The sequence below is a fragment of the Cyanobacterium sp. T60_A2020_053 genome (assembly GCA_015272165.1).
Taxonomy (GTDB): domain Bacteria; phylum Cyanobacteriota; class Cyanobacteriia; order Cyanobacteriales; family Cyanobacteriaceae; genus Cyanobacterium.
This window is the reverse complement of record JACYMF010000001.1, coordinates 16,079-34,233: the sequence shown is the minus strand read 5'-3', so window position 1 is coordinate 34,233 and position 18,155 is coordinate 16,079. Positions and strand designations below refer to the sequence as shown.

Annotated in this window: 18 protein-coding genes; 14 read left to right on the top strand and 4 right to left on the bottom strand. The window is 38.0% G+C overall.

The window, feature by feature from the left end:
• Positions 1 to 189: 189 nt before the first annotated feature.
• The 4 genes from IGQ45_00145 (at position 190) to IGQ45_00130 (ending at position 4,006) form a co-directional block, all read left to right on the top strand.
• Positions 190 to 2,127, top strand: a complete 1,938-nt coding sequence (locus IGQ45_00145; protein MBF2055637.1) for an ABC-F family ATP-binding cassette domain-containing protein — start codon at positions 190 to 192, stop codon at positions 2,125 to 2,127.
• The gene (locus IGQ45_00140; GenBank protein MBF2055636.1) at positions 2,097 to 2,237 is read left to right on the top strand and encodes a hypothetical protein; all 141 of its coding nucleotides are present in this window, start codon (positions 2,097 to 2,099) and stop codon (positions 2,235 to 2,237) included. Before IGQ45_00145 ends, IGQ45_00140 begins: the two co-directional genes overlap by 31 nt.
• A gap of 78 nt (positions 2,238 to 2,315) precedes the next feature.
• A complete protein-coding gene (phoU, locus tag IGQ45_00135; GenBank protein MBF2055635.1) occupies positions 2,316 to 2,984 on the top strand; it encodes a phosphate signaling complex protein PhoU in 669 nt (222 codons plus the stop codon).
• 488 nt (positions 2,985 to 3,472) lie between these two features.
• A complete protein-coding gene (locus IGQ45_00130) occupies positions 3,473 to 4,006 on the top strand; it encodes a late competence development ComFB family protein (GenBank protein MBF2055634.1) in 534 nt (177 codons plus the stop codon).
• A gap of 93 nt (positions 4,007 to 4,099) precedes the next feature.
• Here the strand turns inward: IGQ45_00130 and IGQ45_00125 are convergent, their stop codons facing one another.
• The gene (locus IGQ45_00125; GenBank protein MBF2055633.1) at positions 4,100 to 4,822 is read right to left on the bottom strand and encodes a lipoate--protein ligase family protein; all 723 of its coding nucleotides are present in this window, start codon (positions 4,820 to 4,822) and stop codon (positions 4,100 to 4,102) included.
• A 178-nt stretch (positions 4,823 to 5,000) separates the two neighbouring features.
• Between IGQ45_00125 and IGQ45_00120 the strand changes: the two genes are divergently transcribed.
• The 4 genes from IGQ45_00120 (at position 5,001) to IGQ45_00105 (ending at position 8,450) form a co-directional block, all read left to right on the top strand.
• Complete coding sequence (locus IGQ45_00120) at positions 5,001 to 5,357, top strand: DUF1815 family protein (protein ID MBF2055632.1); 357 nt, start codon at positions 5,001 to 5,003, stop codon at positions 5,355 to 5,357.
• A 414-nt stretch (positions 5,358 to 5,771) separates the two neighbouring features.
• The gene (locus IGQ45_00115) at positions 5,772 to 6,986 is read left to right on the top strand and encodes a type II secretion system F family protein (protein MBF2055631.1); all 1,215 of its coding nucleotides are present in this window, start codon (positions 5,772 to 5,774) and stop codon (positions 6,984 to 6,986) included.
• Positions 6,987 to 7,127: 141 nt separating this feature from the next.
• A complete protein-coding gene (locus IGQ45_00110) occupies positions 7,128 to 7,574 on the top strand; it encodes a DUF3531 family protein (protein ID MBF2055630.1) in 447 nt (148 codons plus the stop codon).
• A 63-nt stretch (positions 7,575 to 7,637) separates the two neighbouring features.
• A complete protein-coding gene (locus tag IGQ45_00105) occupies positions 7,638 to 8,450 on the top strand; it encodes a carbonic anhydrase (protein MBF2055629.1) in 813 nt (270 codons plus the stop codon).
• A 48-nt stretch (positions 8,451 to 8,498) separates the two neighbouring features.
• On the opposite strand, the gene IGQ45_00100 is transcribed toward IGQ45_00105, so the two are convergent.
• Positions 8,499 to 8,999 (bottom strand): pentapeptide repeat-containing protein, encoded by a 501-nt coding sequence (locus tag IGQ45_00100; protein ID MBF2055628.1) that lies wholly within the window; start codon positions 8,997 to 8,999, stop codon positions 8,499 to 8,501.
• 468 nt (positions 9,000 to 9,467) lie between these two features.
• Positions 9,468 to 10,745: an adenosylhomocysteinase gene (locus IGQ45_00095; protein MBF2055627.1), complete on the bottom strand. Its 1,278-nt coding sequence runs from the start codon at positions 10,743 to 10,745 to the stop codon at positions 9,468 to 9,470.
• 180 nt (positions 10,746 to 10,925) lie between these two features.
• Here IGQ45_00095 and IGQ45_00090 point away from each other — a divergent pair, with 180 nt between their 5' ends.
• The 5 genes from IGQ45_00090 (at position 10,926) to IGQ45_00070 (ending at position 16,105) form a co-directional block, all read left to right on the top strand.
• Positions 10,926 to 11,096 (top strand): NblA/ycf18 family protein, encoded by a 171-nt coding sequence (locus IGQ45_00090; GenBank protein MBF2055626.1) that lies wholly within the window; start codon positions 10,926 to 10,928, stop codon positions 11,094 to 11,096.
• 470 nt (positions 11,097 to 11,566) lie between these two features.
• The gene (locus IGQ45_00085; GenBank protein ID MBF2055625.1) at positions 11,567 to 12,799 is read left to right on the top strand and encodes an FIST C-terminal domain-containing protein; all 1,233 of its coding nucleotides are present in this window, start codon (positions 11,567 to 11,569) and stop codon (positions 12,797 to 12,799) included.
• Between the two features lie 11 nt (positions 12,800 to 12,810).
• On the top strand, positions 12,811 to 13,554 hold the full coding sequence (locus IGQ45_00080) for a 2-C-methyl-D-erythritol 4-phosphate cytidylyltransferase (protein ID MBF2055624.1): 744 nt from the start codon (positions 12,811 to 12,813) through the stop codon (positions 13,552 to 13,554).
• Between the two features lie 192 nt (positions 13,555 to 13,746).
• Positions 13,747 to 15,378 (top strand): hypothetical protein, encoded by a 1,632-nt coding sequence (locus IGQ45_00075; protein MBF2055623.1) that lies wholly within the window; start codon positions 13,747 to 13,749, stop codon positions 15,376 to 15,378.
• 13 nt (positions 15,379 to 15,391) lie between these two features.
• A complete protein-coding gene (locus IGQ45_00070; protein ID MBF2055622.1) occupies positions 15,392 to 16,105 on the top strand; it encodes a hypothetical protein in 714 nt (237 codons plus the stop codon).
• Between the two features lie 327 nt (positions 16,106 to 16,432).
• Here IGQ45_00070 and IGQ45_00065 read toward each other — a convergent pair whose 3' ends face one another.
• Positions 16,433 to 17,479 carry a glycosyltransferase family 4 protein gene (locus tag IGQ45_00065; protein MBF2055621.1) on the bottom strand — a complete coding sequence of 349 codons (1,047 nt, stop codon included), beginning with the start codon at positions 17,477 to 17,479 and terminating at the stop codon, positions 16,433 to 16,435.
• 388 nt (positions 17,480 to 17,867) lie between these two features.
• On the opposite strand from IGQ45_00065, the gene IGQ45_00060 reads away from it, so the two are divergent.
• Entirely contained in the window at positions 17,868 to 18,125 is a 258-nt protein-coding gene (locus IGQ45_00060; GenBank protein ID MBF2055620.1) for a hypothetical protein, read from the top strand.
• Positions 18,126 to 18,155: the final 30 nt, after the last annotated feature.

The window sequence follows — 18,155 nt, the reverse complement described above, 5'->3', positions numbered from 1 at the left end:
CTGCGACATCCTGCTCCCAAAGCAGGCGCGCTACCAAGCTGCGCTACATCCCGTTAACCTTAACCATAATAACTTAATAATCTCATTTTGACAATAAAGAAAGGGTGAAAGGGTGAAAGGGTGAAATTGGAGACACACAACTGAGATAATCAATGATAAAGTAGTAATTGATTTACAAAAAGCGCCCTTATGACAGTATTAACAGTTCAATCTCTACAAAAAGATTTCGGTATCAAAGAAATAATTAAAGATGCTAGTTTCAGTATTGATGATCAAGATAAAGTTGGTTTGATTGGGGTGAATGGCGCTGGTAAATCCACCCTACTCAAAATGTTAGCTGGAATCGAACCCTATGACGGGGGAGAAATGCAAACGAAATCAGGTGGTAGAATTATCTATCTACCCCAACAGCCTGACATCAACCCTGATCATACAGTATTAGAACAAGTGTTCGCCTATGCTGGGGAGCAAATGCAGTGGATTAAAGACTATGAAGATTTATCTCATCATTTGGCTACGGCTGATGAAAATGAACAAAATCGTTTGATGGCACAATTAGCCGATTTGACGGAAAAGATTGAGGCGGAGGGCGCTTGGGATTTGGAAACCAATGCTAAAATCATCCTTGACAAATTAGGTATTCAAGATTTTGATGCAAAAATGGGCGGTTTATCAGGGGGTTATCGCAAACGGGTTGCCCTCGCTTCAGTTTTAATGGCTGAACCTGATCTATTATTGATGGATGAACCTACTAACCATCTTGATGCGGAGTCAGTGGAATGGTTGCAACAATACCTCAAAACCTTTCCTAAAGCCATTTTTCTCATCACTCACGATCGTTATTTTCTCGATCAAGTTACCACCCGTATCCTTGAAGTAGATCGAGGGGAAGTTTATAGCTATGCTGGTAATTACACTTATTACTTAGAGAAAAAAGCCCTTGCTGAGGAATCTGAGGCAAGTAGCGCCCGTAAACATCAAGGGGTACTAAGAAGGGAGTTGGAGTGGCTAAAACGAGGACCTAAAGCCCGTAGCACGAAGCAAAAGGCAAGGATTGATCGCATTGGTGACATGAAAAATAAAGAATTTCGCCAAACTCAAGGGAAGGTAGAAATTGATACTCCTAGTCGGCGTATCGGCAAAAAAGTTATTGAGTTGCATAATATCTCGAAAAGTTATGGGGAGAGGACTTTAATTAAAGATTTTACCTATGAATTTGCCCCCGATGATCGGGTGGGTATTATTGGCGGTAATGGGGTAGGTAAATCCACTCTGATGAATTTGATTATGGGTAAAATTGACCCAGATCAAGGTAAAGTGGAGACGGGCGCTACTATTAAAATTGGTTACTTTGATCAACATTCTGAGGAGTTAATCACCGCTAAAGAGCAGGAATTACGAGCCATTGAGTATATTAAAGAAGTGGCTACCTACATTGAAACTTCCGATGGTAGTCAAATCAGCGCGTCTCAACTTTTAGAGAGATTCTTATTCACTCCGAATCAACAGTATGCACCCATTGAAAAGTTATCAGGGGGAGAAAAAAGACGGTTATTTTTATTGAGAATGTTGATCAGTAATCCTAACGTATTAATTCTTGATGAACCAACAAATGATCTCGATGTACAAACTTTAGCGGTATTAGAAGAATATATCGAATCTTTTAAAGGATGTGTGTTAGTTGTATCCCATGATCGCTATTTTTTAGATCGTACTGTGGATACTATTTTTGCTTTTCAAACTGATGGTAGTTTAAAACAATATCCGGGTAATTATTCTGTTTATTTAGAGTATAAATATAGACAGGAAGCACTTGAAAAAGAAGCATTACAAGAATTAAAGCAAACAAAAGAAAAAGTTAATAAAAATTCTCAAAGTAAAAAAAAAGAACCAAAAGCAAAAGAAACTAAACCGAAAATATCTAATTTTCAACAAAGAGAACTGGATAAATTAGAAAGTAAAATAATTCCTGAGTTAGAAAAGAAAAAAGCAAAAATTGAAAGTCTTTTATTTCAAAATAGTAAATATGAAGAAGTGGAAAAACTAACTCATGAATTAGCTTTAATTAATGAACAAATTGAAAAAGCTACAGAAAAATGGATCAATTTATCAGAGATAGCAAATTAATAGCTTTTCCCCACCATACCCTACTTCGGGCTTCTAGCTCGAATCTGGTTCAAGTCCATTGGGCGACAACTACCATGAGTGACATTGACAATAATATTAATTTAATGTAAACTTAACTTCTACGATCAATAATGGTAATAGAAGGGGTCGAATAAACGGAGATAAATTAAGTGACATTGTTACATCAGATCGCACTTTCAGATCAAATAAAAATCGGTGATAACCTGATACTACAAAAACGCACCAGAGAGGTTGCTCAGGATGTATTAAGGATGGGGGCTTTGGTTGAAGAGTCATTTCGTTATAGTCATAGGGCTTTGTTTGAGCAAGATGTGGACGCTGTAAATAAAATCATCACTCAAGATAAAGAAATTGATCGTTACTATCGTCAAATTGAATTAGATTGTGCCAATATTCTTTCTCAGCAAAATCCCTCCCCTCAAAATTTACGCATGATTAGCGCTTTTATGCAGTTAGTGCGAGATTTGGAAAGAATTGGCGATTATGCTCAAGACTTAGCGGAAATTTCTCGTAAATTGATTACTTATCCTGTTCATCCCACCATGAAAGATATTGCCATAATGTCACAACAAGCTCAATTAATGTTAGGGAAAAGTATCGTTGCGTTGACGGAATTGGATGCGGGCGCTGGAGAAAAAATTAAATTTTTAGATGACACTGTTGATGATGCTTATGATCATCTTTATCAAGTTCTAGCTTATCAAAAAAATATTATTGGGGTAGTGGAACCCATTATATTATTAATTCTTGTGATTCGTTATTTAGAAAGAATGGCTGATCATTCTACCAATATTGCTCAGAGAGTTTCTTATATTGTCAATGGTTATCGTAATTAGGGTCTGCTCAATAAATCAAAACCCTTTTAAAACAAAGGTTTTAATCGCAATAAAATCTTAAAAAGTGCCAAAAATAGCCTTTTTTTCTCTACCCCAATCAAAAATTATTGATGCAAAATATAGCAGTCCTAAATCATTCGTGAAAAATCAATGACTTAGAAAAAAACATCGAAGATACCATCCTCGTTGCCTTTTGCCTGTTGCCTTTTACCATAAGATAATTCTCATAACTCATTTAGTATTGCTATATCTTAAATTAAGATTAATAATAGTTTACAGCGCATTTCAAATGAATAAACCACGTTTTTTGTGTCTCGCAAAGGCGCAAAGACGCAAAGATAGTATTTGTAATAATCCAAAGTGTGGTTTAAGGAAATGAAAACTGCTGTAAGAAAAAATAGATCACCATAGGACTTTGACCTATAATATTAACGTCCTAGTTATAGGAACAATCGCTACTAAAACAGATCTATCTCGAACAAATAGTCATGAGTGCAGAAAAACAAATTTATAAAAATGTTATGGAACTTCTTGTTGATGAAGAAGTTGATTTCCAACTTAAACAGAATAAAGCTATTCGGCAACCAGAATTAATTAACAGAATAGAAGTTGCTACCTTTGCATTAAATCGTTTACCCAGTCTTTACGCTTCTTCTCGTGAAGGTATTAAAAAACAAAAAACAAGAGCTTTAGTCAAATATAAAAAACAAATTCATGAAGCTGTTTCTCAGGGGTTTGCGGCGGTAGAAAAAGACCCTCTGCGACGTTCAACACCTTTACCACAAGAGAAAAATGACATTATTTCAGATGCTAAAAAGACTATGACTGAGTTAGAAGACTCTTTCCCAAAGGAAGAATTGGCTGTTATTGTTGAGTTTATGGAGTCTTTTCTCACTAAAGTACAAGATAAAGAAATTGAGTCTTCTGAAATTATCAAACTATACTATCTACTTGACTTTTATTGGGAAGAAGACGGTAATGGATTAATGGCATCCCCGAAAGGTGTGGCTTGGTATGGTTAATAGAAAGATGGCAAAAGGCAGGATTATGAGTGATTAACGCTCTTAATTACAAATTCTCCTAATTAAGCTCGCACCGCCTTTTCATTGCTGTGGTTATAAACTCTCAATCATCGTCATTTCTTCATCCGTGAGAGGTTGATCAAAAAACTCACAGTTAAAACAATCCATGGCAGCGCCCTCCAAACTAGCCATAATCTCCTCACGAGAAGGTAAATTAGCTCTTTTGTAAGGGGTGAAACCCTCCCCAAAAACCTGCTGATATAGTCCTAAGTCTGGCTCTAACACCATTGAACCGTGTTGCAGGACAAATTTGCCCTGTTTAAGCTGGGCGCTACCAATAAACTTATTTCCTTGACTATCCACTAAATCAGCATTAGTAGAAAGGGCGAAGCAGTTAGCCGATTTGAGATATTGACGGTGAGGGGCGCCGAAATGTAAATCTAACCCCAAATTTCCCCAACCAACTATTAAAAACTGAGAAATCTGCCGATAAACTTCATCTAAATTGCCCTGAAACTGAGAAGAAATCACACTATAGGTTAAATCTCCTTGGTGTAAAACGCCCCTGCCACCGGTCGGGCGCTGGACTATATTTATAGGTTTTCCTTGCCATTGTAAGTTATGCCAGTGGGAAGGATATGATTTTTTTTGACTAACTCCGAGGGAAATTGCCACTGGATGCCACTCATAAAAACGTAAAACTGAGGGATGATTATGATGTTGATGCTGAGATAAAAGCCATTTATCTATAGCCATTTGCATCGTTCCAGATGCTTCTATGAAAGGGATGAAACGCCATCTATGAGGTTGATTCATGACTATTTAAAGAACGAAAATAAAGAAAAGTAGTCATTATTTTTGAATTGAGCTATGCTTATAGTTATGACAAAAATAGTCAACTTTGCATTTTTGACCCAAGATACCATATAATAATCATGGAAAATCTTTAAAAAATATTAAGAATGTAACGCAACCCTAAGACGAGGAGGCAAAAATGTTTATTAGACTTGCACAGGAGTATAGAGAGTTTGTTAAGGATTTGGTGATGAATCTCCAAGCCTTAGCCATTGTGTTAGAAAAAAGAGGTTATATTGCCTCTTGTTATACCTGTGGCACAGAATTAACTAGCGCTTCATTTATGGTTAGTTTAGGAGATAATCATTTAATTCGTTTCTTGGTTTCCGATTACGGCATTACTTGGACTGAGATGCAAGATGACAGAGAATTGATGAAGTTGGAGGGCGCTGAAGCCATTAGTCAACTAGAAGAATTAGCCAACTTGGTTAAATACCAAATTAAATCAGTGGACAGTAAATCTCCCAGTTATGACCATAGTATTTTGGTTGGCTAATGTTCTTGAATAGTTCAAACCGTATCAGGTAAATTATAGCCTAATGTGTTCGGTGCTTAATTGACGTGTTGGTGAATGTGGTTATGAATTGAAATATGTTGAAGATAAGTATCTATTATATGGTCTGATATCATGTAATCCCCTAAATGCAAATCACATCATATTCGTAAAAATGGAATAAATCGACAAATAAAACAAAACTATTTCTATTAATCAGCTCATGGTTATTCAAATGAGTTGAAAAATGAATTTTTAGCTTGGAAAGATGTACTGGTTACATATTGTTCATAGCTTATTTCACCAACGTCACCCTCATGAATAAAGGATCAAGCCATAATTAACAATAAGTTATATCTGAATTACTAAATAAATGGCATCATAAAAGATAATGGTTATTTTTTATGGTATGAGATCATGGCTACTTTTATCGCTCAAGTAAAAGACAAATCAGGCAATATTTTAGAGGAAAGGATTACGGCTGAAAATCCCGATGAGGCGCGCCGTATTCTCAGTAAGCGTTTCTCCGCTATCGGTAAAATTAAAAAAGCTGGTATAGAATTTGATTTATCCGCCATAGAAGCGGCAATGAGTCCTGTTAGTATTAAGGATAAGGCTATTTTTTCTCGTCAGTTGGCGGTGTTGGTTAATGCTGGGGTGGCTATTGTGAGGGCTTTGGGGGTTTTGGGTGAACAAGCCACCAATCCTAAGTTTAAAAGGGCGCTTTTAGCTATCAACGCTGATGTACAACAGGGTACAAATTTATCAGAGGCAATGAAAAAACATCCTGATTGTTTTGATCAGCTTTATGTTTCCATGGTAGAAGCTGGAGAAATTGGGGGGGTTTTGGACGAGGTTATGAATCGTCTTGCCAAGTTATTGGAAGATGTGGCACGGTTACAAAACCAAGTCAAATCTGCTATGGCTTACCCTGTAACGGTTGGTTTATTCGCTGTGTTGGCTTTTTTGGGGATGACTATTTTCTTGATTCCCGTTTTTGCTGGTATTTTTGACCAGTTGGGGGCGCAGTTACCTGCTTTAACTCAGGCTATGGTTAATTTAAGTAATTTCTTGCGTAGTCCAGCGGTGGTTGTACCTATTTTTATTCTCATCGGTGTTGTTTTTGCTTTTCGTCAATATTATCGTACTCCGGCTGGACGTTATCAAATTGATATGATTGCTCTCAAAGCACCCATCTTCGGTGATTTAAACCAAAAAAGTGCCGTAGCACGATTTTGTCGTGTTTTTGGAACTCTGACTCGTTCTGGTGTGCCTATTTTACAATGTTTGGAGATTGTGGAAGAAACTATTGGTAATAAGGTGATTGCTGGGGCGGTGGGCGCTGCGAAGAGATCAGTTTTAGAAGGAGGAATGCTAAGTTTAGCCATTGAGGAGAAAAAAGTTTTTCCCCCTATGGCGATTCAAATGATGAGCATTGGGGAAGAAACTGGGGAATTGGATGCCATGATGATGAAAGTAGCAGATTTCTATGAAGATGAGGTAGAACAAGCAATCAAGGCTTTAACTAGCGTCATCGAGCCTTTGATGATGGTTGGCATTGCGGGAATGGTAGGTACTATCTTGTTATCTATGTATTTACCGATGTTCTCGATTTTCGATCAACTTGGTTAATTTTACCTCTTTTTGGAGAGACGGGGAAAAAGGGAGGAAAGGGGAGAAAGGGAGGAAAGGGAAGAAGGGGAAGAAGGGGAGACGGGAAGATAATGAATTATTCATTATTCATTATTCATTATTCATTATTCATTATTTATTATGGAAGTAGTATTTCGGGAGTTTAATCCCTTTGATGTGTGGATTTGGATCGAGTTTGAGGATGTGCCTTCTCAGATGGAAAAACAATACGTTGAAGAGTTATTTAATTCTTGGTTTTATCTGGGTAAATTAGGCGGTTTTAATGGAGAAAATCTACAGGTGCAAGAAACTGGGGTGGAAGTTAGTTATATGAACTACGATGAAGGGCGCTGGGATCAGTCTATTATGGCTTTAATGCACAATATGGGAGAGTTTGAGTTTCAACAGCGCACGGGGCGCTGTTGGTTTGATCTTGGTACTAGCGATCTTATTGCCCTTGATGTATTAATTAACACCCTCAAGCAGTTATCGAAAGATTATCTTAATCTGCGTCAGTTAACCATCGGGGGACAAAATGAGGATTGGCCCGTGCAGGTTAATGCTGAGGACAAGTTTTTGGAAGAGTAAGTGAGCCAACCTACTATATAATCAACTGTTGAAGAGTAGAAAACTGGATCAATAACGGCAATCATGAAAAAATTAATTGAAGGACTGCATCGCTTCCATGCAGGATATTTTGAAAGTCATCGAGATTTATTTGAAAAGTTATCCCAAGGGCAACATCCCCGCATTTTATTCATTACTTGTTCTGATTCTCGTATTGATCCTAATTTAATCACTCAAGCTAATGTGGGTGATTTATTTGTTATTCGTAATGCTGGTAATATTATTCCTCCCTATGGTGCTACGAATGGGGGGGAGGGCGCTTCTTTGGAATACGCTATCACAGCTTTAGGCATTGAACATGTTATCGTGTGTGGACATTCCCACTGTGGGGCGATGAAGGGTTTATTGAAAATGTCTAAATTAGAAGATCAAATGCCCTTAGTTTATGAATGGTTGAAACAGGCTGAAGCAACTCGGCGCTTAATTAGAGATAATTATGCTGATACCCCCGATGAGGAGTTATTGCCTATCACCATTGCTGAAAATGTCCTAACTCAGTTAGAAAATTTGGCAACTTATCCTGTAGTAAGAAGTAAGTTATATCAAGGTAAATTAGCTCTTCATGCTTGGATTTATAATATTGAATCGGGAGATGTATTTGCTTATGATCCTGAAAGTCATGATTTTGTGGACTTGGAAACCAGAAATGCGCCTCCAGAGTTTGTTTATGATTTAAAACCTGTTAATTATCACAATATGAATCAAAAACGAAGCGTTAGAAGCACGTTAGCGTCTCCTTCTTCTAATCATAATACTAGCGATTCTACAGTTAATTATCCTCGTTCTAATCGTATTTCTGATCTTCAAGCCGAGCGTATTTATAGAGGTTCATTTTAAAAAAGTTTCAGGTGGTTTAAGGGTTGAACATTTTTCAACCCCTACGGATTAAGGACAACCAAGAGATTGTCTCGTACTTACTTGAGTAATTGGATTTATTCCAGAAGCATTTTCACACAAGTTATTTACTTGTTGCTTATCTAAAACAGCAAAAGTAAAATCAGCGCCCGTCACCGTAGCATCTTTAAAAGTGGAGCGCATCATGATGGCATCTCTAAAAATAGCATTGGATAAGTCAGCACGATCAAAACTGGTAACGTAAATTAAACCGTCAGAAAGATTAGCACCAGAAAATATAGCATTTTCAGCATTAACGCCATTAAAAACAGCGCCCCTCAAATCACTATTACTAAAATCAGCGCCCTCCAAATTAACCTTAGTAAACTCAGCTAATTGTAGATTTTGATTAGTAAAATCTTCCCCCTTCATACTCTGACTTTCAAAGGTAGAAGTAACGGCGCTGGAACTAGCGCCCTCCGCCGTTGCTGGGAAAATTGTCAACGATAGCAATAATACAAAAATACTTAAACCTTGAAAAAACTTTTTCATAATAATAAATTTTTATTGGTATCAACTCAAAAGAAAAGTAGGTTGGGTTGAGGTACGAAACGCAACAAAAGCAATGTTTTTCATTCTCAAATCCCCCCCCTTTTTTAAGCAGGGTATTTTCAAAGTCGGCATCAAAATTCTTTACCCTCACCTCCAACCCCTCTCCCACAGCAGGGTGTTTTCAAAGTCAGGATCAAAATTGATTTGTTTTTGACAAGAAGACAATATAAGGATGATCCCCCCCAACCCCCCTTAAAAAGGGGGGAGATTCAGGGAGACAGGAGGATTTTTTACTATTAATTGATTTATTAGTAGTTAAAAACCTCTGAATTTCAGATTATTGGCTAGTTTGAGAAACTAACATTTTTGAGAATGAAAACGCCCTGCTCCCACAGGAGAGGGGAGTCTTTTTTGCTTCTTACTTATTACTTTGCCTCAACTAAAAATTTCAGAATGAAAACACCCTGCTTAAGTTCCCACAGTCCAAGAATTGAGATATTCTGATTGGGCAGAAGTCAAAGTATCGATTTCGATTCCCATAGCTTGTAACTTGAGTCGAGCAATTTCCTGATCAACTTCTCTAGGAATAGAATGTAAACCGGGGTTTAAAATACCTTGATTTTTTACTAAATATTCACAAGCCATAGCTTGGTTAGCAAAACTCATATCCATAACCGCGCTGGGATGCCCTTCGGCGGCGGCTAAATTAACCAAGCGCCCTTCACCCAAAACCACTACGGATTTACCGTTTTCCAAGAGATACTGTTGAGTAAATTGACGAACTTCTTTAACTTCCCGTGCCATATTACCCAAGGCTTGAAGATCGATTTCAATATCGAAATGTCCAGCATTACAAACGATAGCACCATCTTTCATAGTTTGGAAATGTTCTTCCCGAATAATATGCTTATTACCAGTAACAGTAACGAAAATATCACCCACTTTGGCCGCCTCTGCCATAGGCATCACTCGAAAACCATCCATAGCAGCCTCAATAGCTTTCACGGGGTTAATTTCCGTAACAATGACATTAGCTCCCAAACCACTAGCGCGCATGGCCACACCTTTACCACACCAGCCATAACCAGCAACTACTACATTTTTACCAGCAATAAGAATATTAGTGGCGCGGAAAATACCATCAAGGGTGGATTGTCCTGTACCATAACGATTATCAAAGAAATGCTTAGTATCAGCATCATTGACATTCATCGCAGGGAAACTTAAAACGCCATCCTTAAACATCGCTTCTAAGCGCACGATGCCGGTGGTGGTTTCCTCAGTAGTACCAATTAAATCGGCTAATTGATGTTGTCTTTCTTGCACTAAAGTTGCTACCACATCAGAACCGTCATCAATGATAATATTGGGGCGATGGTCTAAAGCCGTTTGTACATGGCGATGGTAAGTGTCGTTATCTTCCCCTTTGAGGGCATAAACGGGGATTTCATAATCCTTCACTAAACAGGCGGCTACATCATCTTGAGTAGATAAAGGGTTACTGGCGATGAGAAGAGCATCTGCACCACCTGCTTTTAAGGCGATGGCGAGGTGCGCTGTTTCGGTGGTAACGTGACAACAGGCGACAATTCTAATTCCAGCAAAAGGCTTCTCTGCTTCAAAACGTTCTCTAATTTGTTTTAACACGGGCATTTCTCTTCCTGCCCATTCGATTCTCTGACGACCAAGACTCGCTAAATTTATGTCTTTAATGTCGTATTTTAACTGGGTAGCTGTGGCAACCATTAATTTTATTCAATAAAACTTTACATTTTCATCATATCAGGTTTCAGGTTTCAGATAGCAGGTTTCAAATGGTAGTCAGCTACTTTAATGTAAAGAAAAGTAACATTTTTAACATTACCATTGACAGTTAATCGTTAGTATGTTTTTACAACGAATATAAATGTGAGGAAAGTAATTAAAATGAACAACAATGAAGCTAGTTTGACCCTAGAGCAACAATTCAAGTTGGAAGTGTTAAAAGAACAAGTTAAGGGCTTAAATAGAGAACAAGCACAACAATATTTAGTGGAAATTTTCCGTCAAATGATGGTCAAAGATAATTTGGTTAAACAATTAATGCGTAATGCTTAGGTGAAGAGGAATGAAAAAATTGGCTCAAAAGCTCTATTTTAAAAAAGGAAAAAATAAACAACTTTTTCCTTATTCAATTTTCTGGATTCATCAAGAGTGAATAATTAAATGTTACGCAAAAATAAAATTAGTTGTTGGTTTTAGGTGTCGGGTGTCGCGGTGTTAGGTTAAAGAACTGTAATGAGCGTAGTCGAAATGTCAAAGTAAATCCTTTCACTGACGAATCAATGTTGGAGGGTTTTAAACCTGAAACCTGCTACCTGCTACCTGAAACCTGCTACCTGCTACCGGCTACCTGAAACCTCCCTTAACTTAACATTTGAATCAGTGCGTAACTTCAGTTGATAATTGATAATGAATAATATTAGGTGCGTAAAGGAAAGACTAATGCTAAGAATTGACAAAGGTCGAGGAAAAGTGAATAATGAGAAAATTAAATAGATTGCCACTGTTATCAACCATTCTTGCCTATGTCTGCTTCAATGAAATGGGTCAATGCCCTCTCCACTCAATCATCCCTAGAAAAAGCCATTGACGAGGTAGTCGCTAAGTTAGAAGGGCGCTTTAATGGCACTCCAGATTTAGGTATCGTCTTTATTTCCTCCGTATTTGCCAGTGATTACCCTCGCTTGATGCCTTTACTGTTAGACAAAATTCCCTTACGTTATGTGATTGGTGGCGGTGGCGGTGGTATTGTAGGCATGGAAAATGAAGACCAAGCCCTCGAAATTGAAGGTAGCGCCGCTTTAAGTTTAACGGTGGCAAGTTTGCCCGATGTGGATTTAAAAATATTTCATTTACTGTCAGGGGATTTGCCCGATTCAGACAGCGCCCCTCAAGCGTGGTGGAATGCTGTAGGTGTAGCACCAGAAAATGAACCCAATTTTATTCTTCTCGCCGATCCATTTTCAGGTAAAATTAACGAATTAATCGAAGGTTTAGACTATGCCTACCCGAAAGCAATCAAAGTCGGTGGTTTAGCAAGTTCTAGTACCATGGGAGTAGCTAGTGGTTTATTTTTTAAAACCCCGGATGATTGGCAAGGGCAGTTTATCACTCAAGGCACTATCGGTTTAGCCTTATCGGGAGATATTACGGTGGAATCCATTGTAGCGCAAGGATGTCGAGCCATTGGTAAAACCTATCAAGTGACCAAGGGCGAAAAAAATATTATCATTGAAATTACTGATAACGAAGGGCAAACCGATTCCCCTCTCAACTTCTTAAGAGAATTAGTTAATAATTTAAGTCCTTCTGATCAAGATTTAGCGCAACATTCTCTATTTATCGGCATTGCGAGAGATGAGTTTCAATTAGAGTTAAATCACGGTGATTTTTTGATTCGTAACCTCATGGGAGTTGATCCCAAATATGGAGCTATTGCCGTAGGCGATCGCATTCGCCCCGGGCAAAGAATCCGTTTTCATCTTCGGGATGGGGATGCTTCGGCGGAAGATTTAGAAACTCTCCTTGATAATTATTGTGAGGATGAGGGAGAAATGGATGCGGTAGGGGCGCTGATGTTTTCCTGTTTAGGGCGCGGTGAGGCTTTATACGGGCAACCTAACCACGATGCGGAGTTATTTCTCGATTATTTCATTGATACGCCTTTGGCGGGGTTTTTCTGTAATGGTGAAATTGGACCTGTGGGCAGTTCAACTTTTGTTCATGGTTATACTTCCGTATTTGCCATTTTTTCTTAGGGAGAGTAATCATGTATTTATTAATCCCCGCCGCCGGTGTTGGTAAGAGGATGGGCGCTGATGGTAATAAATTATTACTACAATTACGAGGTAAACCTTTGTTGGCATGGACTTTAACCAGCGCCCTTCACACTTCCTCTTTAACTTGGATTGGAATTATCGGTCAAAAGTATGATTTTCCTGCTTTTGAAGAGATTTTAAGTCAATTATCTTTATCTAAACCAGTGGTATTAATTGAAGGTGGGGAAACCCGTCAACAATCGGTTTATAATGGGTTACGGGCGCTACCTCCTACGGCACAGAAGGTTTTAATCCACGATGGCGCGCGCTGTTTGGCTACTCCTGATTTATTTGAACGTTGCGCCCAAGAATTAAGTACCTGTCAAGCCCTCATTGCCGGAGTCACCGTCAAAGATACCATTAAAATAGTTGACGGAGAAAATGTCATCATCGATACTCCTAATCGTAACTTTTTGCGCGCGGCACAAACTCCCCAAGGTTTTGATGTCAAATTACTTAAACAATGTCATCAAAAGGGTTTAGATTTAGGCTGGGAAGTGACAGACGATGCGGCGCTATTGGAAAAATGCGGTTATCCTGTCAAAATTGTGGAAGGTGAAGAAACTAATTTAAAAGTAACTACTCCCATTGATTTAACTATTGCTGATTTCGTACTACAGAACTTTGTTGACAACTCCCCTGCTTCCCTTTCGTCCCTTCCCCCCCCTTGTTTACACTGCATTTCAGATGAATAAACCACATTTTTTGTTTCTCGCAAAGGCGCGAAGACGCAAAGGGAATCTTTGTAATAATCTAAAGTGTGGTTTAAGGAAATGAAAACTGCTGTAGAATGAAAGAAGCAAAATTGTCAACAATGGAATTAAAAAATATGATTTAATATGTTAAGTAGGTAATGGTCACGCACAATTATAAGGGAATCAAGATTTGTGTTATATCTGGCAGAAGTAAAAACTCAGGATAAAAAGTTTGTCGGTGGTTTTAAAACAGAATTGAAATTACTTGCCTCTCAGTCGGCAGATCAAACATGGAATACCATTGGCGGTGAAGATACTGTTACTACCGAAGCAATCAATGATCAAACGGGGAAGGGCGCTTTATACATTATCAATCTTGACAACAATAAACAATTACAAGGTGCGCCCGAAGTAGCTGGTTCAAGGATTGTTAACTATTTACGTCATTTCTCGCGCACCCTAGAAAAAGCTAAGTCTCAAGAAGAAGAAATCGAAGAATGGAAAACTTCCCTGCAAATTCAAGGGGAAGAAATTGCCAAAAGACAAGGGGAATTAGACCTTCAACAGCAAAGATTACAAGAACAAGAAGGTAAATTATCGTTACTAGAAGAAGAAAAAAATAAATTAACTACGGCTTGGGATCAGTTAAGGAATGAACAACAGCGCCTTAATGAGAATAAGTTAGATCAGGGAGAAATTCGCCAAAAATTAGAGGGAATTTTAAACACTATTAGGCAAAATCTTCCGCAACCTCATATATTAGATCAAAGTTGTCAAGAAAGTTTGACAGGCATTAGTCAACAACAAAGTAAATTAGATGAATATTGGCATGAGTTGGAATACAGTAAAGGTAGTTTAAACCAACAACGGCAAGAATTAGCTCAACAACAAGATAATTTACAGCAACGCCGTCAAGAATTGTTAGCTAGTCGAGAGGAGTTGGCAAAAGCACAGTTACAGTTAGAAATAAGTCAAAATAAGATTAAATCGCAAGAAAGTCTTATCAAACAGTTTAATTATTCTCGCGATGGCATCGCCCGTTTACAAGAGGAAATTGGCTTGTTAGGAGATGATGGGGAAGAGCAAAAAGTGGACATTCAAGCCCTTGAAACAATGCCTTTGGGGGATTTAGAAAGTATTGTTAATCAGGTGAAAGATGAAACTGCTAAAGTAGTAAATTTTGTCAATATGCAGGAGGAGGAGTTAACTTTACAAGCGGATGAAGTGAGAGATATTGAGCAAAAAATCCTTCATGCTGATGAGGTAACTAAGTTAAGTTTGGAGGAGGATTTTGCGGATGCTAAAGAGGCGATGAAGTTGTTAAATGAGACTTTGGTGGGGCAAAGACGCAATTTGAAGAAGCAACAAAAAATTCTCAATGAGTATTTGAAAGTGTTTAGTCGCCGTAAGGGGATTATTGATTTGGATTTTGCGGAGACTATTAATATTAGACCATTGTTAGTGGAAGTGGGGCAACAAAGGAATTATATCGATGAGAAAATTAATCATCTTAGCCAAGAGTTAAACGATTTGAAACAGAAGTCTCAACAAGATGAACAAAATTTGAGTAATAAACAACAACAGTATCAAAATTTAGAAAATCAGTTGCATAGTGATGAGGAAAATGTGCGTCAATTCTGTTTCAGGGTGGCGGAAATTGAGGGCAAGGTTAATTTTTTGGAAAGCGCCCTCCACCCTCTCCAAAATCAGTTAAATCAAATTCGTAATTCTATGGAAGCAATACAAGGAAAAATTGGCGACCTCCATAATGGAGTTGGTGGTCAAAATGTTGCTATTAGTGAGCTACAATCGATGTTGAATTAATTATCTAGGGATTATGACGGTACTTTTTCGTGGGTTATTCTTAAAAATTTTTTTGTCTGCTGGAGTTTTATGGTTGACAAATCAAGAGGTTAAAGCACAAACACCCCTTCCTCAGGATTTCAATGTTTCTCCCGAAGTAATCGAAAATAGCCCAGTGTGGCAAAAATGGCTGGAAAATTCTCCTGATATTCTCCAAGAAATCAAGCATCAACCCAGTTTTCCCACTCGATTGCGCGTTGGTTACAGTCAGTTTCCTTCTAATAATGGTATTGGTGGTTTTTCTGTAGCGGTGGAAGATGTTTTCATTGCGGATACTCCTTTATCGTTTAGCGCCCGTCATTCGTCTTCTTTTAACTCTGATAATAATTTTGAGCGTAGCGCTACGGGCGCTGATTTACATTATTATCTCTTTCCTCTCGGTAATTATGTTAATATCTCTCCCATTGTGGGTTATCAGTCTATCCGTACTAATGGTTATCAAACCGATGGGGTCAATTTAGGGGTAAGATTAGCCTTAGTTTTATCCCCCAATGGCGCTGGGGATGTCTTTATCAATCAAAGTTTTGTTAATGTGGGCGGTGATGATGAAGTCGGTATCACAGCGGTGGGCGCTGGTTATGCCATTCGTAAAAATTTACGTTTATCTGGTAACATTGAATGGCAAAATTCTCGCCAACAAGCTGACTCTCAAGTTTCCATCGGTGTAGAATGGTTTTTTAATCGTTAGGTGGTGGTGACAATTGACAATTATTAGGTTTTACTATCCTCGTGTAGCGTCTGTTATATCAAGTTCGGATAATTAGTTACAAATAGATTATATCTTCGTAATTTACCCACCGTGTAATGAATTACACGGAACCAACAGTATCTCGTTCAATAAATTGAACTAAGATTGTTTTTAATTGATTTGTAAGAGATCAAGCGAACTTGATATTATCTTGTATTTTAACGGCATTTTTATTAAAAAAAGCGTGATTTTGAGTATTTTTTGATGCTTATATTATGTCTTAAACCTTGTGATTTAAAACTTCTGAGTTTATTCAGCAGACCCTAATTATCCATTGTCCATTACGTCTTGAAACCATTTCTCAAAACCAGCGCCCCACGCCGTTAAAGAATACTTTTGTTCTACTACTTGACGACAGGCAGAACGATCAATTTGCGATAATTTAGCGATGGCAGACACTAAGCCAGAAACGCTGTCAGGGGTGACTAGAAAGCCAGTTTTGCCGTCTTCTACAATCTCGGCAGGTCCCCCCCTAGCATAAGCAATGACAGGCACACCACAGGCTAAGGCTTCAATGGCAACGTTGCCGAAGGCTTCCAACCAACGGGGAGTCATCAATAATCCTCGACATTGTTTTAATTCTGCTTGTAAGGCTTCAGTTTTTAAAAATCCTCGGTAGGTGATGGGCGCTGAAGGATATTTGTCAAGGATATTTTGCCAATAATTTTCGTCTTGAATTTTGCCGTAAATCCACAGGGGAATCTGACTAATTTGTGAGGCTTCCACGGCATCTTCAAGAGCTTTTTCGGGCGCTATACGTCCTAACCATGCTAATTTATGGTCAGGATTAGGGTTAAATTCATACAGGGATAAGTCTAAACCGCTACCTAAGCAACGACACACCGAGGCAAAGGGAAAAGTATTTGCTTGTGCCTCTGTGTAAACGCCAAAATTTTGGGGGTATTTCTCAGCGATTTTTGCCATGATTTCGTCTAAACTGTCGGAAAGTGAGCCCATACTGATAAAGTGAGCCATGGGAGTAGTGAAAAAAGGCGTTAGGTAAAAGGGCAGCCAGTCGAAGGCAAAGTTAACGATTAAATCATATTCCCCTTGATGTTGGCGCGCGTAATCCCACATATTAGCTAAGACGGAGTTTTGGGGCATGGTGGTGGGAATATTTCGGCTAAGGGTTTGCGCCGGGATGTGCAAGTTACCTTCCATTTCAATAATTTTACCATGATCAAAATGTGAGGTGGAGGGCGCTATGGTAGTGACATCATATCCTCTTGTTTGCATCTCTTGAATAAGATTATATAAAGTCAATTCTACTCCCCCGCCAATACCTGAACTTAAAGCGCCCACCGGCGTTGACATAAATAATAGTTTTTTCACTATAGTTAAATATAATTAATTACCTTTTCTGTTTCTAATTTATCAGTTAAAAAGCTAAAATGAGATAATTAGAAATACGGTAGTTACGTCTCTGTTAAAATTGTTGATTAACCATGAGGATTAAATCATGACTCAAACAGTGGAAGTTCAGTTAGTTGATATATTAAATAAGTTAGATTATAAAATTGATAAGCTAGATCAGAAATTTGATACAAGAATAGAACAATTAGATTATAAAATTGATAAGCTAGAGCAAAAATTTGATACTAAGATTGATAGTCTTGAGCAAAAATTTGATACTAAGATTGATAGTCTTGAGCAAAAATTTGATACTAAGATTGATAGTCTTGAACAAAAATTTGATACTAAGATTGATAATCTTGAACAAAAGTTTGATACTAAGATTGATAAGTTAGATCAAAAATTAGATCATGTTCAACGTGATGTAACAATTCTTAAACTTGATGTGGAAACACTTAAAACTGACAATAATCAAATTGTTAAAAGAGTTGATAGCATTGATACTCGTTTAAATACCATTACCATTGGAGTATTTGGCTTGATTGGAGTATTAATTACGGGGTTACTTACTTTTATTGGTAAATTAGTATTTTTTCCTAATCCTTAATTTATTTTTTAGTCAAACCCTAATTAGGGT